Genomic DNA, 18,409 nt, shown 5'->3' with positions numbered 1-18,409 from the left:
TGACTTCACATTTTTTATAAATTCCTGACTGCTTCTTTAAACTGTCTTCCCCTGTCTTCATAATTTTCAAATAAATCAAAACTTGCACAGGCAGGAGACAATAAAACAGCCTCATTTTTTTCAGCAATCTTATAGGCTATTTTTACTGCTTCGTCCATAGATTGAGTTTCAACCATTATATCTACGCAGTTCCCAAAGGCATTTGTAATTTTAGCATTATCCACACCCAGGCAGATGATGGCTTTCACCTTTTCATTTACCAAAGGCAGTAAATCACTATAAACATTGCCCTTATCTACTCCTCCAACAATCCAAACGGTTGCGCTTTCCATACTCTCCAAAGCGTAAAATGTGGCATTTACATTTGTTGCCTTGGAATCGTTGATGTACATCACGTTATTAATCTTAAGCACCTTTTCCAAACGATGCTCCACTCCCTGAAAATTTTCCATACTTTCACGAATAGTCTGCTTCCTTATACGTAAAAGTTGCGCCACAGTAGCGGCCGCCATCGCGTTTTTTGTATTGTGCTTGCCCTGAAGGCTAAGATCTGTTGTTGGCATATAAAACTTGGTGTTATTTATTTTTACAATTATTTGTTCATTTTCAAGGTATGCGCCGTTTTCAAATTTTTTTTCTAATGAAAAAGGCAGTTTTTGGGCTTCAATGGGATTCTTCTTCAGCCAGTCTGAAATATTTTTATCATCGGCATCGTAAATAAAATAATCTGCCTTTGTTTGATTTAACGTAATTCTAAATTTGGAAGCTATATATTTTTCCAGGCTGTGCTCGTACCTATCCAGATGGTCTGGTGTAATATTGGTTAAAACAGCAATCTTAGGCCTAAAATTTATAATCCCATCCAGCTGAAAACTGCTTAATTCCAGCACATACCAGGCAAATTCATTTTCAGCGACCTGCCTGGCAAAACTATCACCCACGTTTCCCGCCATTCCTGCTGAAATTTTCCCGTCCTTCAGGATATGGTGAATAAATTTTGTAGTGGTTGTTTTCCCATTGCTCCCTGTAATCCCTATTGTTTCTGCTGAAGTAAATTCGGAAGCAAATTCAATTTCAGAAATCACCGGAATATTGTTGTCCTTTAGCTTCAAAACCAAAGGTGTGGTTTCCGGAATCCCGGGGCTTTTCATCACCACATCTGCATTGAGAATTTTTTCTTCAGAATGCTGTAATTCTTCCCATTCAATCTCAAGATTTTTAAGAACGTCTTTATATTTATCTTTGATCTTTCCTTTATCAGAAAGAAAAATTTTAAAGCCTTCTTTTTTGGCTAAAATCGCTGTACCCACGCCACTTTCTCCTCCTCCCAGGATTGCAATTTTTTTCGCCATACTATCTCAGCTTAAGCGTTACTACAGTTACAATGGCCAGAAAAATCCCTACAATCCAGAACCTCACTACAATCTTACTTTCATGATGCCCCTTTTTCTGATAATGATGATGCAAAGGTGACATCAGGAAAATTCTTCTCCCTTCACCGTACCTGCGTTTGGTAAGTTTGAACCAGAAAACCTGCATTACTACCGACAGGTTTTCCATCAGAAAAATTCCGCAGAGAAGAGGAATAAGCAATTCTTTTCGGGTAGCTATGGCCAAAACGGCAATTATACCACCAATAGTTAAACTTCCCGTATCCCCCATAAAAACCTGTGCAGGAAAAGTATTGTACCATAAAAAACCTACCAGTGCTCCGGCAAAAGCAGTAATATAAATAGTCATTTCCCCCGATTTGGGGATGTACATGATGTTGAGATAGTCTGAAAAAATAATGTTCCCTGAAACCCAGGCAAAAATACCTAGTGTAAGGACAATAATTGCTGAAGAGCCCGCCGCCAAACCATCTATCCCATCGGTAAGATTAGCACCGTTGGAAACAGCAGTCACAATAAAAATAACAATAGGAATAAATACCAGCCAGGCATATTTGGCATAGTCAGCATCAATCCAGGTAATAAGGCTGGAGTACTCAAATTCGTTGTTTTTTACGAAAGGAATGGTAGTAATTGTACTTTTCTCTTCAGGCCCCATTTCACGAATATTCCCAACTTCATTCAGCTCCTTACCCGGCACCGCATTATTCGCTTCCTCCTTAACGGTAATTCCCGGATGGAAATACATAGTTCCCCCAATGATCAGGCCCAGTCCCACCTGGCCTATAACTTTAAAAATACCTTTAAGGCCTTCCTTATCTTTTTTAAAAATTTTAATATAATCATCTATAAACCCGATAGTCCCCATCCAGATGGTAGTCACAATCAGCAGGATTACGTAAATGTTTTCCAGTTTCGCGAACAACAGCACGGGGATAAGAGTGGCAACAATAATAATAATCCCTCCCATTGTTGGTGTACCGGCTTTTTCACTTTGCCCCTTAAGTCCAAGTTCCCGCACACTTTCACCAACCTGTTTGGTAAGCAGGTAATCGATGATTTTTTTACCGTAAATGGTAGAAATAGCAAGTGAAAAAATAATGGCCATGGCCGACCTGAAGGATAAATATCCAAACAGCTGTGCCCCGGGAAACTCATATTCTGATTCTAAATATTTAAATAAGTAGTATAACATTCGCTATTTCTTCATTTCCCAAGGAAATGTTCCCTTTACTTGTTCAGTTTTTTTAAAAATTCATTCACGATTTTAAAATCATCAAAATCGAAACGTTCACCATTTACTTCCTGATAGGTTTCATGGCCTTTACCGGCTATAAGGATAATATCATTCTTACCGGCCATTTGGCAGGCGGTTTTAATCGCCTGTTTTCTGTTGGTAATAGACATGGTTTTATTATAATTCTGAGGTTCCACTCCTGCTTCTACCTCTTCAATAATTTTTTCAGGATCTTCAGTTCTCGGATTATCGCTGGTAAATATCACCCTGGTACTTAAAGCTGAAGCAATATGCCCCATTTTAGGTCTTTTGGATGTATCCCTATCTCCGCCACAACCTACCACAGTAATTAATTCTTCATTTTTTGTCCGGATAACATTGATGGTTTCCAGCACATTCTTAAGTGCATCGGGCGTATGGGCATAGTCTACGATTGCCGTTATTTTATCATTTGGAGAAACCACATACTGAAATCTCCCGTTTACCGAATTCAGTTCACTGATAATCTTCAGGCTTTCCAGAGTCTCCAGCCCAAGCAATTCTGAAACAGCATAAATCGCGAGAATATTATAAGCGTTAAAATTCCCGATAAGCTTAGACCATACGTCCTGATCATTCACCTTCAGCAGCAATCCTGTGAATTGATTTTCCAGGATCTGCGCCTGGTAATCGGCATAAGATTTTAAAGCGTAGGTATATTTTTTGGCTTTTGTGTTCTGAAGCATCACCGGCCCGTTCTTATCATCGGCATTCACCAGGGCGAAAGACGAAGCAGGCAATTCATCAAAAAAGCGCTTTTTAACATCACGATATTCTGCAAAATTTTTATGATAATCCAGATGATCGTGAGACAGATTTGTAAAAATCCCGCCGGCAAATTCCAAAGCAGTCGTTCTGTGCTGTGCAATTCCATGAGAACTCACCTCCATGAAACAAAATTCCACACCTTCACTATTCATATCTTTTAAATAAGAATTTATAGTTATGGAATCCGGCGTAGTTCTTACTGCAGAATACTCTTTATCAGCCACCATCACTTTAACCGTGGAAAGTAAACCAACCTTAAATCCGGCTTTGGTAAAAAGGTTATAAAGCAGGGTGGCAATTGTAGTTTTCCCGTTAGTACCGGTAACTCCAACAAGTTTCAGTTTCTCTGAAGGATTACCGTAGTAATTGGATGCCATATGTGCCAGCGCCATTTTAGAATCCTCTACCTGGACATAAGTTACACCGTTAACAATATCTGTGGGTAACTCTTCACATACCACTACAAGGGCATCTTTATTTACGGCCATTTTGATATAATCATGCCCGTTGGAAAGTGTACCTCTAACAGCAATAAAAACATCATTCAACTCCACTTTGCGGGAATCGAAATGTAAATTATTAATGGTAACGCCGGTATTTCCAACCACGGCCTCCATTCTAACTTTGTAAAGAATATCCTTTAAAACGATCAACTTAATATCAATTTTACTTTTAGTTCTTCTTTCTGAATTATTTCACGGCCCGCCGCTATAGACTGCTTCTTCACCCTGCCTTTCCCATCCATATCTACTTCAAAACCCAGGTTTTCCAGAAGAGAAATTGCATCCATGGCAGGCATTCCGGTTACATCGGGCATCAAAATTTTCTCATTTTGAACCTTACTGTAATATTTTTGAAAATCTTTTTCTACTTTTTCATTTTTTATTTCCAGTCCGGGCAGTTCATCCATAATAGGAGTATCGGTATAAATCTTCTGAGCGATACTTTTAAAGACGGGAGCCGCAACAATATTCCCATAATACCCCTTACTGCGCTTTGGCTTATGAATTACCACGATACAGGAATATTTAGGATCATCTGCGGGAAAATATCCTGAAAACGAGGAGATATATCTTCCTGGCTCAATCCAGTACTCCGTCTGGCATGTTCCTGTTTTTCCGGCCATAGAGAAATTAGGGGTATAAATATTGGCCGCAGTCCCACGCCGAACCACATTCTCCATCATTTGCCTTACTTTTTTAGCCGTTTCAGGAGAACATACCTCAGGATTCATAATTTCTTTTTCAACTTTTACAATAGTCTTATCCCATTCTTTTACCTCTTTTATAAAGCGTGGTTTCACCATTACGCCATTATTGGCAATGGCATTATAAAAGCTTAATGTTTGTAACGGAGTTAGGGAAACCCCATAGCCAAAAGCCATCCAGGGCAAACTAAGGCCGCTCCAGTTTTTATCGCCAGGATGTGGAATCCTGGGCTGGCCTTCCCCGTTAATATCAAGCCCAATCTTTTGATTGAGACCCATATCATAAAGCGTGTTCACAAACCTGGCGGGATTATTTTCATAACCCTGAGTAATAAGTTTGGTAAAGGCGGTATTTGAAGAAAGTTCAAAAGCCCGTGCCGCCGAGATTTTCCCGTAGCCCCCATGATGCGAATCCCGCACTGCACGGCCATAGAAGCGCACCACTCCGTTCTCGGTATCCAACACCTGGGCGGTATCCACCACGTTGTCTTCCAGTGCAGCCACCATAGCCATCAATTTGAAGGTGGAACCAGGTTCGCTGGCTTCGTACACAGCATAATTTCTTTTTTCAAAATAAGTACCTTCTGAAGTGCGGCCAAGATTGGCCATGGCCTTAATCTCCCCGGTAGCAGTTTCCATTACCACAACAGTACCATGATCGGCTTCAAAATATTCAAGCTGCTTCAGCAAAGCGTGATGCGCGATATCCTGAATATTCACATCTATGGTAGAAATCACATCATAACCATCTCTGGGCTCTACCTCATTATTATCACTAATAGGCTTCCACTGGCCTTTGGCAATTTTTTGCTTTAGGCGCCGGCCGTCTGTACCTCTAAGATATTCTCCAAAAGCCCCTTCAAGCCCTACGCGGGTAAAATAGCCTTCTTCATCTTTACGCTCATAACCCACAGTACGTTCCCCCATTTTACCTAACGGATGTTCCCTTACGGTCCTTTGCTCCACAATAAGGCCACCTTTATAAGCTCCAAGCTGGAACATGGGAAAATTTTTAAACTTCAAATAATCAGAATATCCCAGGTTTTTGGCAATTAAAAGATAACGTTGATGATTTACCCTGGCAGCACGAAGTTTCTGAGAATAGTAAGTGGCAGATTTCCCAAAATATTTTGATAGTTCTTCGGAAAGCGGTCCTATATTTTTTTCGAAGTTCTTATCAGAAACAGTAACCGCATCAAACCTTATGTCATACTTTGGAACGGAGGTGGCCAGCAAACTGCCATTGGCATCGTAGAGATTCCCTCGATTGGCAGGAATTTTAAAATTCCGGTAAGTTCTTTCCTCAGCAAGCTCTTTATAATGCTCCCCGTCTACAAACTGAATATCCATCAATTTAAACGCGACAGCCATTGCGAAGATGAAAAGGCATCCTGCAATAAAATACAGTCGGTTTAATATGTTTTTTTCAGTAGTTGCCATTCCAGCCTTACTCTTTAATATTAACTCTGATTTTAAACGGCGGCGTTTCGGAAGGTGCTATTCCCGTTCCACTTAGTTGGTCAATTAATGTAGATTCCATTTTAATACGCATAAGTGCGGAACGCCTGTCTACAAACTCACTTCTTAATTCCCTTACCTCGTTATTAAGCCCTGCTATCTGGTGCACTTTACGCTCAGCACTATGGGAACTGGCAATCATGATAATAGCTAGAAGAGTACAAAAAACAATAAAGCGCCAGTTATTAACAGCATCACTGTTAATTAAAAAATTCGCTTTTAATATGTTATAAATTCCCTGCTTCATTGTTATAACATTTTCAACCAACCAGCTCTAAAGAGAGCCATTGATTATAACTTTTCGGCAACCCGAAGTTTTGCGCTTCTTGCACGGTTATTCTCTGAAATTTCCTTTTTTGAAGGAACAATCAATCCATTTACTTTTTTAAAAGGAACTGAAATATTTCCGTAGAAATCTTTCTCCGGCTCCCCCTCAAAGAGGCCACTTCTTATATATCTTTTTACCAGGCGGTCCTCCAGAGAATGATAGGAAATCAAACTTAGCCGCCCTCCCGGCTCCAGCATATCTTCTGTTTGTAAAAGAAATTCTTTTAAAGCTTCAATTTCCTGATTCACCTCAATACGAATAGCCTGATAAATCTGCGCCAGAATTTTATTTTCCTTTCCTTTAAAAAGGGCAGGTTTCAATAATTCATTTAATTGTTCACTGCTCACAATTGGCCTTTTGGCCCGCTCTTCCACAATCATCCTGGCCAGTTTTGGAGCATTTTTTAAATCGGCATACTCGTAGAAAAGCTCCTTTAATTGCTTTTCATCGTAATCATTAATTACTTCGTTTGCACTCACTTTACTGCCCTGGTTCATCCTCATATCCAGTTTCGCATCAAACCGGGTAGAAAAACCCCTTTCAGCTTTATTAAACTGATGAGAGGAAACCCCAAAATCTCCTAAAATCCCGTCTACCTTTTTTATTCCGTAGAACCTTAAAAAGCGTTTTAAATACCGGAAATTTTCATTAATAAGGGTGAAACGCTCATCTTCAAATTTGTTTTCCAGAGCATCCTTATCCTGATCAAATGCGAAAAGCCGTCCCTCAGGCCCAAGCTGATTTAATATTTCCCGGGAGTGCCCGCCACCCCCAAATGTCACATCCACATATACCCCGCCCGGCTTTATATTAAGCCCGCGCACGGTTTCCTCAAGCAGTACAGGATTATGGTATTTCATCAAAATCGTCATTTCCCATTACCTCTTCCGCCAGATCTGCAAAATCATCTGAAGCGGCTTCGATAGCATTTTCATATTTCTCCTTATCCCAAATTTCAATGATGTTAATAGCGGAAGAAAGCACAATTTCTTTCCCTATTCCCGCAAACCCCACCAGATCCTTCGGAATTAATAACCTCCCGTTGGTATCTACCTCAACAGTTTTCACTCCTGCGGTAAACCTCCGGATAAAGTCGTTATTCTTTTTCTTGAAGCGGTTAAGCTTGTTGATTTTCTGCATCATTTCATTCCACTGTTCCATTGGATATAATTCCAGACAGGGCTGAAAAACTGCACGTTTCAGCACAAAACCTTCCTGAAGCATAGGAGCAAGCTGCTTTTTTAATGCTGAAGGAACCATTAACCGGCCCTTCGCATCCACCTTGCATTCGTATGTTCCAATTAGATTTACCACTCCTGAGTTTGTAGATTCAAATATATTGAAAAAAAATCCACTTTTTACCACTTTCTACCACATTGTTGATAAGTTTTACCACCGTATTTACTTGAAAGCCTTTAAAATAGCCATATTTCCTTCTGATTCAGAAGGTTGGTCACGGTGGGAGTTTTTTCTCAGAAAAACACCTTAAAATGCCCTGATTACGGGAGGAAAGCTTTACTTAAAAACTCTTTGCCTTTAGCCAAAAATGATTATACTTGTATTGAAATCGCTATATTTGCGATTGCAAACTGCAAAGAGTATCAATGAAAAATCACTTAAAGCAAGAAGGAAAGTTCACATACTTGGAAGAAGGGGAAGGTGCTCCAATAGTTATTTTGCACGGTCTAATGGGAGGCCTTAGTAATTTTGACGGAGTAATAGAATATTTCCCTTCACATGGCTACAAAGTGCTGATTCCTGAATTGCCATTATACTCTATGTCGTTACTTAAAACCAGTGTGGCAACTTTTGCAAAATACCTGAAGGAATTCATTGAAATGAAAGGTTTTAAGGAAGTTATCCTATTGGGAAATTCCCTGGGAGGCCATATTGCCCTGGTGGCAACAAAGCTTTATCCTCAACTGGTGAAGGGGCTTGTAATTACCGGTAGTTCAGGACTATATGAAAACGCAATGGGGGAAAGCTACCCCCGCCGTGGTGATTATGAGTTTATCAAAAAAAAGGCTCAAAATGTATTTTATGATCCTGAAGTGGCCACCAAGGAAATTGTAGATGAAGTTTATGAAACCGTAGGTGACCGAAATAAACTGGTAAAAACTCTGGCCATCGCAAAAAGCGCCATTAGACACAACATGGCAAAGGATTTACCCAAAATGCTTACCCCCACCTGCATTATCTGGGGTAAAAACGATAATGTCACCCCACCTGAAGTCGCAGAAGATTTTGACCGCCTACTGCCCGATTCCAGTCTTTACTGGATAGACAAGTGCGGGCACGCAGCTATGATGGAACATCCGGAGCTTTTTAATAAACTGCTTCATTCCTGGCTGAAAGAGAGACATTTTTAAAAACTTTTCCGGTTTTAAAATTTTGAATTTATGGAAATTAAGAATGCTGAATTTGTGGTGAGCAACAGCAGTGTTGCCCAATGCCCTAAAAGTCAACTGCCAGAATACGCCTTTATAGGAAGAAGTAATGTGGGCAAGTCTTCTTTAATCAACATGCTTACCGGAAGAAAATCTTTGGCCAAGACTTCTTCAACCCCTGGAAAAACTCAGCTAATCAACCATTTCCTCATCAATAATAACTGGCATCTTGTAGATTTGCCCGGCTATGGTTACGCTAAAGTTTCAAAATCTACAAAAAACACCTTTCAGAAGTTTATTACGGCATACTTTGAAAAACGGGATCAAATGGTTTGTGCATTTGTTTTAATTGATTCCCGCCATACTCCTCAAAAAATCGATATGGAATTTATGAAGTGGCTGGGGGAACATCAGATTCCATTTTGTATAATTTTCACTAAAGCCGATAAATTAAAATCTAAAGAATTACAACGGAATCTTGAAGTTTACGAAGGGGAAATGCTCCAGACATGGGTGGAGATGCCGCAATATTTTGTGACTTCCTCTAATTCTGCTTCAGGAAAAGACGAGGTACTTGATTATATTGAAGAAACAAATAAAGGCCTCGCCAAAGCATTCTAATTTCTCCTGTTTTCAATAAGAGCTATAAGTTCTTTTTCTGAACCAATTTGCATTAACTCATTTTTAGAAATAAAAATTTCCAGTCCATTCTCTCCTTCAGCAAGCACAACAGGAAAATCGAATTTATGACCAAATTTAGAAGCATACTGCTTCCGAAACTCATCTGCATAAAGAAATTCCATTGTGATTCCAGAATGTCTCCTATACTCTTTCCACCGGGATTTCTCCCCAAAAGCAGCATGAGTAATCTTACACAGGCTGCAATTATAAGTTTGGGGGCTAAGAATTTTATGAAGCGCATCCATCACACCACTTATTTTACCCGATTGCGCATTATATACTAAAATAAGCTTTTCAACCAACAGATTATTCTTTCTTAAGATTCATCTTTTCAGCAAAGTAGTCACAAAAGTCCTGCATGGTAGCAGTCATTTTTTCATCCTGGGTGGCTTTATTAAATGTATTGCTCATGGCTACCAGAGTTTGGTGGAAAAATTTTTTCATCTCATCCACAGGCATGTCTTTTGTCCATAGGTCAATTCTTAAAGTTTCCTGAGCTTTACTATCCCACACCGATAACATTAAAGCTTTTGCCTCTTCTTTATAAATATTCCCGTCTTCTGCAGACCAATACAGTTCTTCCGGAACATGGTTTGCATCGGTTACTACTTCTATATTGATCTCGGATTTTTTGTATTCTGCCATTTTTAATTTTTCAGTTTAATTTTTGTTTTAAAATTTTCAGGAAGGTTTAGCCGGTTTAAAATTGGCCTCATTAAAAATCTTTTCAGCATCTGTATTAAGCATTTCCTGAACTCTTATATCTTTTCCTTCCATATACTGCCTTATAATCTGCCAGCCGATATACTGCCCCATTCTGTCCGGAGATTCGCTATCCAGCAATAAGTAGAATTTTGAAAAAGGTGCAGGATAAAGGAACCGGCTGTATAATTCAGAATCGGTATCAAAAATAACTTCATTTTCCACAAAATATCGCCATGCCTGTGCCTCATTATTTCTGGCCCATTTCATTTCATCTTCAGTATATCCCATTATTTCAGCATCAGATTCCGCAGGAAGCCAAATATCTTTAAGGTACTGCACTTTTCCGTAGTACAACATATGGGAAAGATATGTGCGGGAATCAGGCCGGGGCACAAAATCTTCGGCAATCGTACCGGCTGCATCGGGAACTATTTGTTCTTTTCTAAAATTTTTCTTTAGAAATTCCTGCATGCTTATATAAAAAGGATGGTCTTCCCCCAGATAAGTATCCAGCGAAATAAATAATTTATCCCCGGTGTAAATTACCTTATTCCTGTAGTCAACTTCTGAAGTTACCGTATAAACATCAGGCGCATTAAAAGCCGGAAAATCATATTTTATATGCTGAAAGAGACTGTACAAATTATTGGTTTCTTCTGAAAATTCCGGGAAAACAGCGGCCACTTCAGTATCAATTTCCTGCTGAATGGTATCAGAAAGTTTATTTACCCACACACTGTCCGGGTATTGGGAAGGGAAAAAAAAAGGATATTCAGTCTTTAGGGAATCAAGATTATGGATTGTGGCTTCAGCAAATTGCCTGTCAAACCTTACCAGCTGAAAATCAACTTCAGTCTTCTCAATTTCCTTTTCCCTGCCGGATTTCTCCTCACAGGCAAAAAAGGCTAATAGCCCTATAAAAAAGATAAATTTCCTCACTACTCCTATAATTGTGAAGGCTTTAACGCCGGCCTCTTTTATAAATTATGTTTAAATAGTAGATTTGTGTACAAAGGTATCATTTACAAACTAAAGCACCCAATATTATGCAGACGGAAAAGGTAGCAAACCATATAATAGAATGGCTGAAAGAATATGCCACCAAAGCCAACATGAAAGGTTTTGTAATAGGAATAAGCGGAGGTGTGGACTCTGCCGTTGCCTCTACTCTATGTGCCAAAACGGGCCTCAGAACACTTTGCGTGGAAATGCCCATTCATCAAAACCCCGACCATGTCACACGGGCGCAGAAACACATTGAAGAACTTAAGCGTAATTTTGCAAATGTTACCAGCGTAAGCACTAATCTAACTTCGGTATTTGAAGAATTTAAAAACGTATTGCCAGATAGCCAGAATAATGAACTACTGGACCTTAGCCTGGCTAATTCCAGAGCCAGGTTAAGAATGACAACACTCTATTATTTTGCCGGGTTACATCTTTACCTGGTAGCCGGCACAGGAAATAAAGTGGAAGATTTTGGAGTTGGATTTTATACAAAATATGGTGATGGCGGAGTTGACGTAAGCCCTATTGCTGATCTTATGAAAAGCGAGGTATATGAACTGGGTAGTTATTTACAAATTTCAGATTCAATAATAAATGCTAAACCAAGTGACGGACTATTTGGAGATAGCCGTAGCGATGAAGAACAATTGGGTGCAAGCTATGATGAGCTGGAATGGGCAATGGAAATGAAAGAAGCAGGCAAATCTGAAGCTGATTTTACCGGAAGGGAAGCAGAGATTATCCACATATACCAAAATCTAAATTCTAAGAATAAGCATAAGATGATCCCTGTCCCCATTTGCGAAATACCTCTTCATCTAAAGAAATAAACATTTTATCGAAAATACTTTTCAGGACTGCTATATGAAGGTTTTATACTCTATTTTTAGATAATTATCATGTATCTAAAAATGCTCCCCGGTTCGATACGTATCTATATCAGCCTAAAATTATGTATAAAGTATTAGTTGCAGACCATCATCCAGTGATTAGCCGAGGGATCGGTTGTATCCTACAAAACAATCCGGCCCTGGAAATTATTGGCAATATCACCAGTGGGGAAGAATTGTTTAAATATCTTCAGAACGGGGTTCCGGACGTTCTTATTATTGAACTTGATTTACCTCAAATAAATGGCATTAATGCTCTTCGGAAAATCAAGCAGGATTATCCCGGGACAAGAATGTTAATTTTTAGCACGCATCCTGAAGAGATGTATGCCTTAAGTACAATCAAGGCTGGTGCAGCCGGATATATATCTAAGACCACCGATCCCGAAACCCTGGAAAAAGCTATCTATCAGGTGGCACGTGGAGGGATCTACCTCAACAAAAAAATTACGGAACGTCTTAATTCAGGAATTTCCCAAAATAAAAGTTTGGTAGCTAAATTTAAGCGCCTGTCCACCAGGGAAACTGAAGTCCTTAACCTTTTATCCTCAGGAAAGCGAAATAAGGACATTGCCGAAGCACTTGATATTAATGAAAAAACGGTAAGTACTTATAAAACCAGGTTACTTAAAAAACTAAAGGTAGATAATGTAGCTGATCTTATTACGCAATCCAGACTTCTTCAGCTTAATATCACATAACGCGGTTTAGCTTATTTGAAAGAACCTTATTCAGGCTCAGGTAATCCATTACGTCCTGTAACGTAACAGAGTTATCCTCCTGTGCAGCATGCATTATTTGCTGTTTGAGTTCTTCAATTTTCTGTGAAACAAGGTAGCGGCGAAGGTTAAGAATAGTTTCACTCACCAGGCGTGAAACCCCTTCCTTTTTGTCTTTTACAAAAATATCATTCCGCTCCCAGTCATGAAGTTGATATTGCTCCTCCTCCATTAGGATGCTGGTAATTTCTGAAGCTTCTTCCGCCGGCACTTCATTTATAAAATTCTCTATAGCAAACTCTTCCTCACCGTTCAGTTTCTGAATTAAAAAGTTATAAATTTCCCTGAAATGCGGGTTAGCAAAAGCAATTTCATCTTCCTGTAAATCAAGAAAAATCTTTTCAAAAACCCGGGTGTTTTGTTTTTCAGGTTCCAGGCTTAATTCGCCGTTCTCAGTTTGCTTCAGGACAAGATCTTCAAATTCCTCCTCACGCTTTCCGTACAACAGCAAAAGACTGATGATTTTTCTCTCCAGCTCATATAATTCATTTACTTTTACTTTAGGCTTCGCACCGGCATCTTCGCGAACCACATCCATAGATTTTTTCGGCCGCTTTTTCCCGGGCGTCCTGCCGGATCCTTTTGAATTCAGCTGTGCAAGGGTGGTGAAAAGAACATCTTCAGAAATATCCATTAAACGGGAACATTCCTGAACATAAATTTCCTGCTGAATATTATCGGGAATTTTTGCAATACTGCCCACCATATCCCTTATGACCTCCGCTTTTTTCACAGGGTCATTTTTGGCTTCATTCACCAGTAATGATGCCTTATAAGTAATAAAATCTTTAGAATTTTCAGCTAAATATAGCTTCAGCTCTTCTTCATTGTATTTCCTGGCAAAACTATCAGGATCTTCACCTTCGGGAAAAGTACAGACTTTTACATTCATGCCCTGCTCCAGGATAAGGTCTATTCCGCGTAAAGAAGCCCGCGTTCCCGCTGCATCCCCATCAAAAAGAACAGTAATATTGCGGGTTAGCCGGTTTATAAGACGTATTTGCTCTGAAGTTAAAGCCGTTCCGGAAGAAGAAACCACATTTTCAATCCCTGTCTGGTTAAACTGAATAACATCGGTATAGCCTTCAACTAAAAAACAATTATCCTCTTTGGCAATAGCTTGTTTGGCATAATAGATTCCATAAAGGACCTTGCTTTTATGATAAATATCGCTCTCCGGAGAATTAAGATATTTAGCAGTTTTTTTATCGTTGGTGAGAATCCGGCCTCCAAACCCAAGAACCCTTCCGGACATGGAGTGGATAGGGAACATCACGCGGCCCTTAAAACGGTCAAATTGTTTTTCGCCTTTAACAATAGTAAGTCCGGTCTTTTCCAGGTATTCCAGTTTATACCCACTACCCAAAGCTTCTTTGGTGAATGTATCCCAATCGTCCAGGCAATATCCAAGGTCAAACTTTTCGATAGTTTCTGCGGTAAAACCTCTCTCCTTAAAATAGCTTAAACCAATAGCATTACCGGCATCGGTTTTATGAAGGATTTTTTGAAAATATTTAGCGGCAAATTCAGAAACCAGATACATACTTTCCTTCTCATCGGCCTGCTGCTTCTGCTCGTCTGTTTGCTCGGTTTCTTCAATTTCTATCCCGTACTTTTTCGCCAGATATTTAATTGCTTCGGGATAGGTAAAATGTTCATGCTCCATAAGGAAAGCAATTACATTGCCGCCTTTCCCGCTGGAAAAATCTTTCCATATTTGCTTTACGGGCGAGACCATAAAGCTTGGCGTACGTTCATCACTAAACGGACTTAGTCCTTTAAGATTGCTGCCAGATTTTTTTAGCTGCACAAAATCCCCAATCACCTCCTCCACCCGGGAAGTTTCAAAAACATTGTCTATGGTAGTTTTTGAGATCAAATTTTGAAGATTCTAAAATATTTAAACCTCACAGGGTTTGAAAACCTGTGAGGCTTTTTCATTTTAAAACAAAATTACAAAAATTATAGTTCGGCTAATCTAAATCGAATCGTATACCTAAGGAAATATTATTCAACTCTGGATTAGCATCGGAAAAAATAGTATTGATGTCATACTTTGCATAGAGCGAAGTGTCTCCCCAGCCTATATATCCGCTAAGCCCATATATAACATCATTAGTATTGTAATCGTTCTTAAGCTTCTCCTTTTTATTATCTCCATCTATTTCATACTTTAGTTTCTGGCGCTCTCCTATGTTAAAACCGGCATATCCCCCCAATCCAACTTTAAACATTTTACCAGTCACAAACTTCACCCCTTTTGCCGACTCATAGCGTTTGGATGGGCCAAATTCAAAATGTACCGGAACAACAAGATTATCCATTCTAAATTTTGACTTATCCAGGTCTTCCTCAAATTCAACCAGGTAAGTCTCATCCCCGTCTTCTACATAATAGCGGTTATCTGTAGGCTTCAATCCATTAAATTGAAAAGAAAGTCCGTATTTTAACCTCAGCCAGTTGCTTTTTTTGAAAACGCGGGTTTTCCAGGCCCAACCGATTTCAAAAAACCTGCTGCCACCAATTTTAAAATCAGAATCCTCGATAGACTGCCCTTCCAGAAGAGCATTATTTAAACCCGCGGCAATGACCAGTTCAGAAACCGTCCTGGCATAATAATCTTCACTATCTTCATTCCTGCCCACCTGTACATAGGTACTTGTTCCTTCATGCCAATCTTCCCCACGGGAAAGCAGTTCAAGACGATTATCTATAATTGCAACCCTATTTTCAATATTAAGGGCATGCTTTTTTGCGGCTTCTTTTTTAAGTTCTTCTGCTTCGTCCCAGGTGATTTCTCCATTTTCGGCCTGCTGATTAATTTTTTCAGCCTCCTTCTTTAGAGCTTCTTTTTCATTTGCGACTATATTCTCCTTCCGTTTTTCGAGATCTTCTATTTTTTCTGAATTAGACATATCTTCATTGCCATTATGTATGCTAACCATTTGAGCATTAGCAACCGCTAAATTAAAAAGACTAAATACTACGTAAGAAATAATTGTTTTCATGATGTTGATTTTTAGCTGAAGTACCTCTGCACTTCATTGATTGATGAATAACCCTCTTCAGGATTGTGATGATTATTATTAGTTTAATTGTTCCTTGTTACTACCGCTGTTCTGGCTTTTATTACGCCTTCCTTAAGCATTTCAAAAACCTTCTGCCTGAAAGATTCGTCCAGTTCGCCTTCAACAGCTCTCAACAAGGCATTGGCATCTACTACTTCAGTAGCATTTGCCATTCCGGCTTCACGGCTAATCTCCTTTGCAGCCTCGGCAAGAAGGGAATTAACCTCAGCATTCTTAATGTTCCCCTTTTCCCTTTCTGCGGAATTTACCGCCGCAATAATCTCTTCCAGTTTACTTCTGAAAACCGCTTCTTCCGGTTGATTTTGAATCGCAGGATTAACTGAAGTAGAATCTGTTATTCCTTTTTCTTTCAGTTGATTTACAGTTTCAGTTTGTGCCACCTCAGTTTTCATATTCTCCTGTGGCTTCCGGAAACCTGATGTTTTTTCTGAATCTTCCTCAACAAAAAGTTCTTTTTCCACTTCTTCCGAAGCAATATGAGTTTCAGGTTTCAATTCTTCTTTAACAGAGGGGGAAGAAGTTTTCTCTACCGGCTGCTCTACAATTTGTGGCGTGTTGGTAACATCTTCTGCAGTAAAAACAGAGCCTGCAATTACCAGTACCGCTACTACCGCAGCCGCTACACCTATCCACCATTTGGAATTTCTTCTATCTTTATTTTCGGCAGCATCAAGCCGGGCTTCAAGCTTATCCCAACTGGCTTCAGAAGGCGAAATTTGCCTTTTTTCGAGCTGCTCTTTTATATGCTCTTCAAATTTAATTGGTGCCATAACCTGTTTCGTTTTGTGATTTTAGCTGCTCCTGCAGCATCTTTCTTGCCTTAAATAATTGTGATTTTGAAGTCCCTTCAGAAATATCAAGCATTTTCGCTATTTCACTATGCTTATACCCTTCTACTGCATACATCACAAAAACCATTTTGTAACCCTCGGGAAGGTCGTCTATCATCTGCTGAATATGGGCTACTTCCAGTTCAGAATTTATATTATTCCCACTTTCAGAATAATTTGTTATTTCCTCCTGCTGAAATTCTACATTTTTATTTGCCCTTAAAAAGGATATCGCCTCCCGAACCATAATTTTCCTTATCCAGCCTTCAAAACTTCCTTCTCCTTTAAAGGATCCTATATTGGTAAAAACCTTAAAAAAACCATTCAGCATTACTTCTTCAGCATGGTGCATATCCTTTATGTACTGCCGGCAAACGCTTAACATTTTTCCGGAGTGTATCTCATACAAACGCTGCTGTGCCTCGCGGTTATTTTTGGCCGCACGCTTTATTAGTTGCGTTTCATTTTTAAAAAGTTGAATTACTTTCACCTGTTTTCAGTTATTAAAGGCCTTCTATTTACATAGACGCGGAAAAGTTACAAAAGGTTGCCTGCCCACTTTTATTTTTATTGAAATTTCTTATTTGCCTATTTTTAATCTCAGGATATACCGAAAAAATGGAACACCAATGCCTGTGCAAAGGGATTCCAAAACTCGTATCTTTGTAGCAGAATCTTTTTTATGTCTGAACAAAAACTTACCAGAATAAATAAATTCCTGAGCGAAATTGGATTTTGCTCCCGCCGGGAAGCCGATAAACTAATTGACCAGGGACGAATAACTTTAAACGGAGAAATTCCTGAAATGGGAACTAAAATAGCCCCGGGAGATGAGGTAAGAGTTGATGGTAAGCTTGTTTCCAAACAGGAATTAAAAGAACCCAACGTTTACCTGGCTTTTAATAAACCTGTTGGTATTGTTTGTACTACAGATACCCGCGTTGAAAAAGATAATATTATTGATTACATTAACTATCCAAAACGGATTTTCCCTATTGGCCGCCTGGACAAACCCAGTGAAGGATTAATTTTTCTTACCAATGACGGCGATATTGTAAATAAGATTCTTCGGGCCCGCAATAATCATGAAAAGGAATATATAGTAAGCGTGAACAAGCCTATTACTCCTGATTTTTTATCGAGGATGGGTTCGGGAATCCCTATTTTAAATACTATTACCCGCAATTGCGAGGTGGAACAGTTGGGAAAATATGAATTCAGGATTGTGCTTACCCAGGGCCTTAACAGGCAAATCCGCAGGATGTGTGAATTTCTGGGATATGAAGTAAGCTCGCTTAAACGCATACGAATAATGAATGTGCAACTGGACGTTCCCACCGGAGAATGGAGGGATTTAACTGCTGAAGAACTTGAAACCATTAATAAAATGGTTGATGAATCTGTAAAGACAGAAGAAGCTTCCAGGACCAAAACGGGAAAGAACAAGGATACATCAAACTCTTTCCCGAAGAATAGCAATAGAAAAAGAAGGACGCGTAAAGACAAATCTTAACACATAATTAGCTCACTGTTCCGGCTGCATGTTAACTTA

19 protein-coding genes are annotated in these 18,409 nt (G+C 39.3%); 5 read left to right on the top strand and 14 right to left on the bottom strand.

What is annotated here, in order from left to right; translation table 11 throughout:
- Positions 1 to 14: 14 nt before the first annotated feature.
- Genes murD through mraZ form a run of 7 tightly spaced genes read right to left on the bottom strand, consistent with a single transcriptional unit; the run spans position 15 to position 7,802 of the window.
- Entirely contained in the window at positions 15 to 1,352 is a 1,338-nt protein-coding gene (gene murD, locus RM539_RS03885; protein ID WP_311502121.1) for a UDP-N-acetylmuramoyl-L-alanine--D-glutamate ligase, read from the bottom strand.
- A 1-nt stretch (position 1,353) separates the two neighbouring features.
- Positions 1,354 to 2,586, bottom strand: a complete 1,233-nt coding sequence (gene mraY / locus RM539_RS03880; protein WP_311502120.1) for a phospho-N-acetylmuramoyl-pentapeptide-transferase — start codon at positions 2,584 to 2,586, stop codon at positions 1,354 to 1,356.
- 35 nt (positions 2,587 to 2,621) lie between these two features.
- The gene (locus tag RM539_RS03875) at positions 2,622 to 4,088 is read right to left on the bottom strand and encodes a UDP-N-acetylmuramoyl-L-alanyl-D-glutamate--2,6-diaminopimelate ligase (RefSeq protein ID WP_311502119.1); all 1,467 of its coding nucleotides are present in this window, start codon (positions 4,086 to 4,088) and stop codon (positions 2,622 to 2,624) included.
- The gene (locus RM539_RS03870; protein WP_311502118.1) at positions 4,085 to 6,082 is read right to left on the bottom strand and encodes a penicillin-binding protein; all 1,998 of its coding nucleotides are present in this window, start codon (positions 6,080 to 6,082) and stop codon (positions 4,085 to 4,087) included. Before RM539_RS03870 ends, RM539_RS03875 begins: the two co-directional genes overlap by 4 nt.
- Positions 6,083 to 6,089: 7 nt before the next feature.
- A complete protein-coding gene (locus RM539_RS03865) occupies positions 6,090 to 6,407 on the bottom strand; it encodes an FtsL-like putative cell division protein (RefSeq protein WP_311502117.1) in 318 nt (105 codons plus the stop codon).
- A 44-nt stretch (positions 6,408 to 6,451) separates the two neighbouring features.
- On the bottom strand, positions 6,452 to 7,348 hold the full coding sequence (gene rsmH / locus RM539_RS03860; protein ID WP_311502116.1) for a 16S rRNA (cytosine(1402)-N(4))-methyltransferase RsmH: 897 nt from the start codon (positions 7,346 to 7,348) through the stop codon (positions 6,452 to 6,454).
- Positions 7,335 to 7,802, bottom strand: a complete 468-nt coding sequence (gene mraZ / locus RM539_RS03855) for a division/cell wall cluster transcriptional repressor MraZ (protein WP_311502115.1) — start codon at positions 7,800 to 7,802, stop codon at positions 7,335 to 7,337. The genes rsmH and mraZ overlap by 14 nt, the downstream gene beginning before the upstream one ends.
- A gap of 290 nt (positions 7,803 to 8,092) precedes the next feature.
- Here mraZ and RM539_RS03850 point away from each other — a divergent pair, with 290 nt between their 5' ends.
- Together RM539_RS03850 and yihA are read left to right on the top strand one after the other, a co-directional pair.
- The gene (locus tag RM539_RS03850) at positions 8,093 to 8,857 is read left to right on the top strand and encodes an alpha/beta fold hydrolase (protein ID WP_311502114.1); all 765 of its coding nucleotides are present in this window, start codon (positions 8,093 to 8,095) and stop codon (positions 8,855 to 8,857) included.
- A 30-nt stretch (positions 8,858 to 8,887) separates the two neighbouring features.
- Positions 8,888 to 9,496, top strand: a complete 609-nt coding sequence (yihA, locus tag RM539_RS03845) for a ribosome biogenesis GTP-binding protein YihA/YsxC (protein ID WP_311502113.1) — start codon at positions 8,888 to 8,890, stop codon at positions 9,494 to 9,496.
- Here yihA and RM539_RS03840 read toward each other — a convergent pair.
- The 3 genes from RM539_RS03840 to gldB are packed head-to-tail and all read right to left on the bottom strand — an operon-like array spanning position 9,493 to position 11,209.
- A complete protein-coding gene (locus RM539_RS03840; RefSeq protein ID WP_311502112.1) occupies positions 9,493 to 9,858 on the bottom strand; it encodes a GTPase in 366 nt (121 codons plus the stop codon). The two genes, yihA and RM539_RS03840, sit on opposite strands and share 4 nt — an antisense overlap.
- Positions 9,859 to 9,862: 4 nt before the next feature.
- Positions 9,863 to 10,201 carry a gliding motility protein GldC gene (gene gldC / locus RM539_RS03835; protein ID WP_311502111.1) on the bottom strand — a complete coding sequence of 113 codons (339 nt, stop codon included), beginning with the start codon at positions 10,199 to 10,201 and terminating at the stop codon, positions 9,863 to 9,865.
- A 36-nt stretch (positions 10,202 to 10,237) separates the two neighbouring features.
- A complete protein-coding gene (gene gldB / locus RM539_RS03830; RefSeq protein ID WP_489752678.1) occupies positions 10,238 to 11,209 on the bottom strand; it encodes a gliding motility lipoprotein GldB in 972 nt (323 codons plus the stop codon).
- A 98-nt stretch (positions 11,210 to 11,307) separates the two neighbouring features.
- Here gldB and nadE point away from each other — a divergent pair, with 98 nt between their 5' ends.
- Positions 11,308 to 12,099: an NAD(+) synthase gene (nadE, locus tag RM539_RS03825; RefSeq protein WP_311502109.1), complete on the top strand. Its 792-nt coding sequence runs from the start codon at positions 11,308 to 11,310 to the stop codon at positions 12,097 to 12,099.
- Positions 12,100 to 12,221: 122 nt separating this feature from the next.
- The gene (locus tag RM539_RS03820) at positions 12,222 to 12,860 is read left to right on the top strand and encodes a response regulator (RefSeq protein WP_311502108.1); all 639 of its coding nucleotides are present in this window, start codon (positions 12,222 to 12,224) and stop codon (positions 12,858 to 12,860) included.
- Here the strand turns inward: RM539_RS03820 and dnaG are convergent.
- The 4 genes from dnaG to RM539_RS03800 form a co-directional block, all read right to left on the bottom strand.
- Complete coding sequence (gene dnaG / locus RM539_RS03815; RefSeq protein WP_311502107.1) at positions 12,853 to 14,817, bottom strand: DNA primase; 1,965 nt, start codon at positions 14,815 to 14,817, stop codon at positions 12,853 to 12,855. The two genes, RM539_RS03820 and dnaG, sit on opposite strands and share 8 nt — an antisense overlap.
- A 94-nt stretch (positions 14,818 to 14,911) precedes the next feature.
- Positions 14,912 to 15,946, bottom strand: coding sequence for a hypothetical protein (locus RM539_RS03810; RefSeq protein ID WP_311502106.1), 1,035 nt, complete (start codon positions 15,944 to 15,946; stop codon positions 14,912 to 14,914).
- An 83-nt stretch (positions 15,947 to 16,029) separates the two neighbouring features.
- Positions 16,030 to 16,797 carry a hypothetical protein gene (locus tag RM539_RS03805; protein ID WP_311502105.1) on the bottom strand — a complete coding sequence of 256 codons (768 nt, stop codon included), beginning with the start codon at positions 16,795 to 16,797 and terminating at the stop codon, positions 16,030 to 16,032.
- Positions 16,784 to 17,347 carry an RNA polymerase sigma factor gene (locus RM539_RS03800; RefSeq protein WP_311502104.1) on the bottom strand — a complete coding sequence of 188 codons (564 nt, stop codon included), beginning with the start codon at positions 17,345 to 17,347 and terminating at the stop codon, positions 16,784 to 16,786. The genes RM539_RS03805 and RM539_RS03800 overlap by 14 nt, the downstream gene beginning before the upstream one ends.
- A gap of 192 nt (positions 17,348 to 17,539) precedes the next feature.
- Here RM539_RS03800 and rluF point away from each other — a divergent pair, with 192 nt between their 5' ends.
- A complete protein-coding gene (rluF, locus tag RM539_RS03795) occupies positions 17,540 to 18,370 on the top strand; it encodes a 23S rRNA pseudouridine(2604) synthase RluF (RefSeq protein WP_311502103.1) in 831 nt (276 codons plus the stop codon).
- Positions 18,371 to 18,409 lie beyond the last annotated feature (39 nt).

Source organism: Autumnicola musiva (genome assembly GCF_031846585.1).
GTDB lineage: Bacteria > Bacteroidota > Bacteroidia > Flavobacteriales > Flavobacteriaceae > Autumnicola > Autumnicola musiva.
This window is presented reverse-complemented; position numbering and strand designations above follow the sequence as displayed.

What these genes read in the sequence shown, in the direction of transcription:
- murD (WP_311502121.1), bottom strand. Translation starts at nt 1,352, where the DNA reads ATGGCGAAAAAAATTGCAATCCTGGGAGGAGGAGAAAGTGGCGTGGGT.
- mraY (WP_311502120.1), bottom strand. Translation starts at nt 2,586, where the DNA reads ATGTTATACTACTTATTTAAATATTTAGAATCAGAATATGAGTTTCCC.
- RM539_RS03870 (WP_311502118.1), bottom strand. Translation starts at nt 6,082, where the DNA reads ATGGCAACTACTGAAAAAAACATATTAAACCGACTGTATTTTATTGCA.
- RM539_RS03865 (WP_311502117.1), bottom strand. Translation starts at nt 6,407, where the DNA reads ATGAAGCAGGGAATTTATAACATATTAAAAGCGAATTTTTTAATTAAC.
- rsmH (WP_311502116.1), bottom strand. Translation starts at nt 7,348, where the DNA reads ATGAAATACCATAATCCTGTACTGCTTGAGGAAACCGTGCGCGGGCTT.
- RM539_RS03850 (WP_311502114.1), top strand. Translation starts at nt 8,093, where the DNA reads ATGAAAAATCACTTAAAGCAAGAAGGAAAGTTCACATACTTGGAAGAA.
- yihA (WP_311502113.1), top strand. Translation starts at nt 8,888, where the DNA reads ATGGAAATTAAGAATGCTGAATTTGTGGTGAGCAACAGCAGTGTTGCC.
- gldC (WP_311502111.1), bottom strand. Translation starts at nt 10,201, where the DNA reads ATGGCAGAATACAAAAAATCCGAGATCAATATAGAAGTAGTAACCGAT.
- nadE (WP_311502109.1), top strand. Translation starts at nt 11,308, where the DNA reads ATGCAGACGGAAAAGGTAGCAAACCATATAATAGAATGGCTGAAAGAA.
- RM539_RS03820 (WP_311502108.1), top strand. Translation starts at nt 12,222, where the DNA reads ATGTATAAAGTATTAGTTGCAGACCATCATCCAGTGATTAGCCGAGGG.
- RM539_RS03810 (WP_311502106.1), bottom strand. Translation starts at nt 15,946, where the DNA reads ATGAAAACAATTATTTCTTACGTAGTATTTAGTCTTTTTAATTTAGCG.
- RM539_RS03805 (WP_311502105.1), bottom strand. Translation starts at nt 16,797, where the DNA reads ATGGCACCAATTAAATTTGAAGAGCATATAAAAGAGCAGCTCGAAAAA.
- rluF (WP_311502103.1), top strand. Translation starts at nt 17,540, where the DNA reads ATGTCTGAACAAAAACTTACCAGAATAAATAAATTCCTGAGCGAAATT.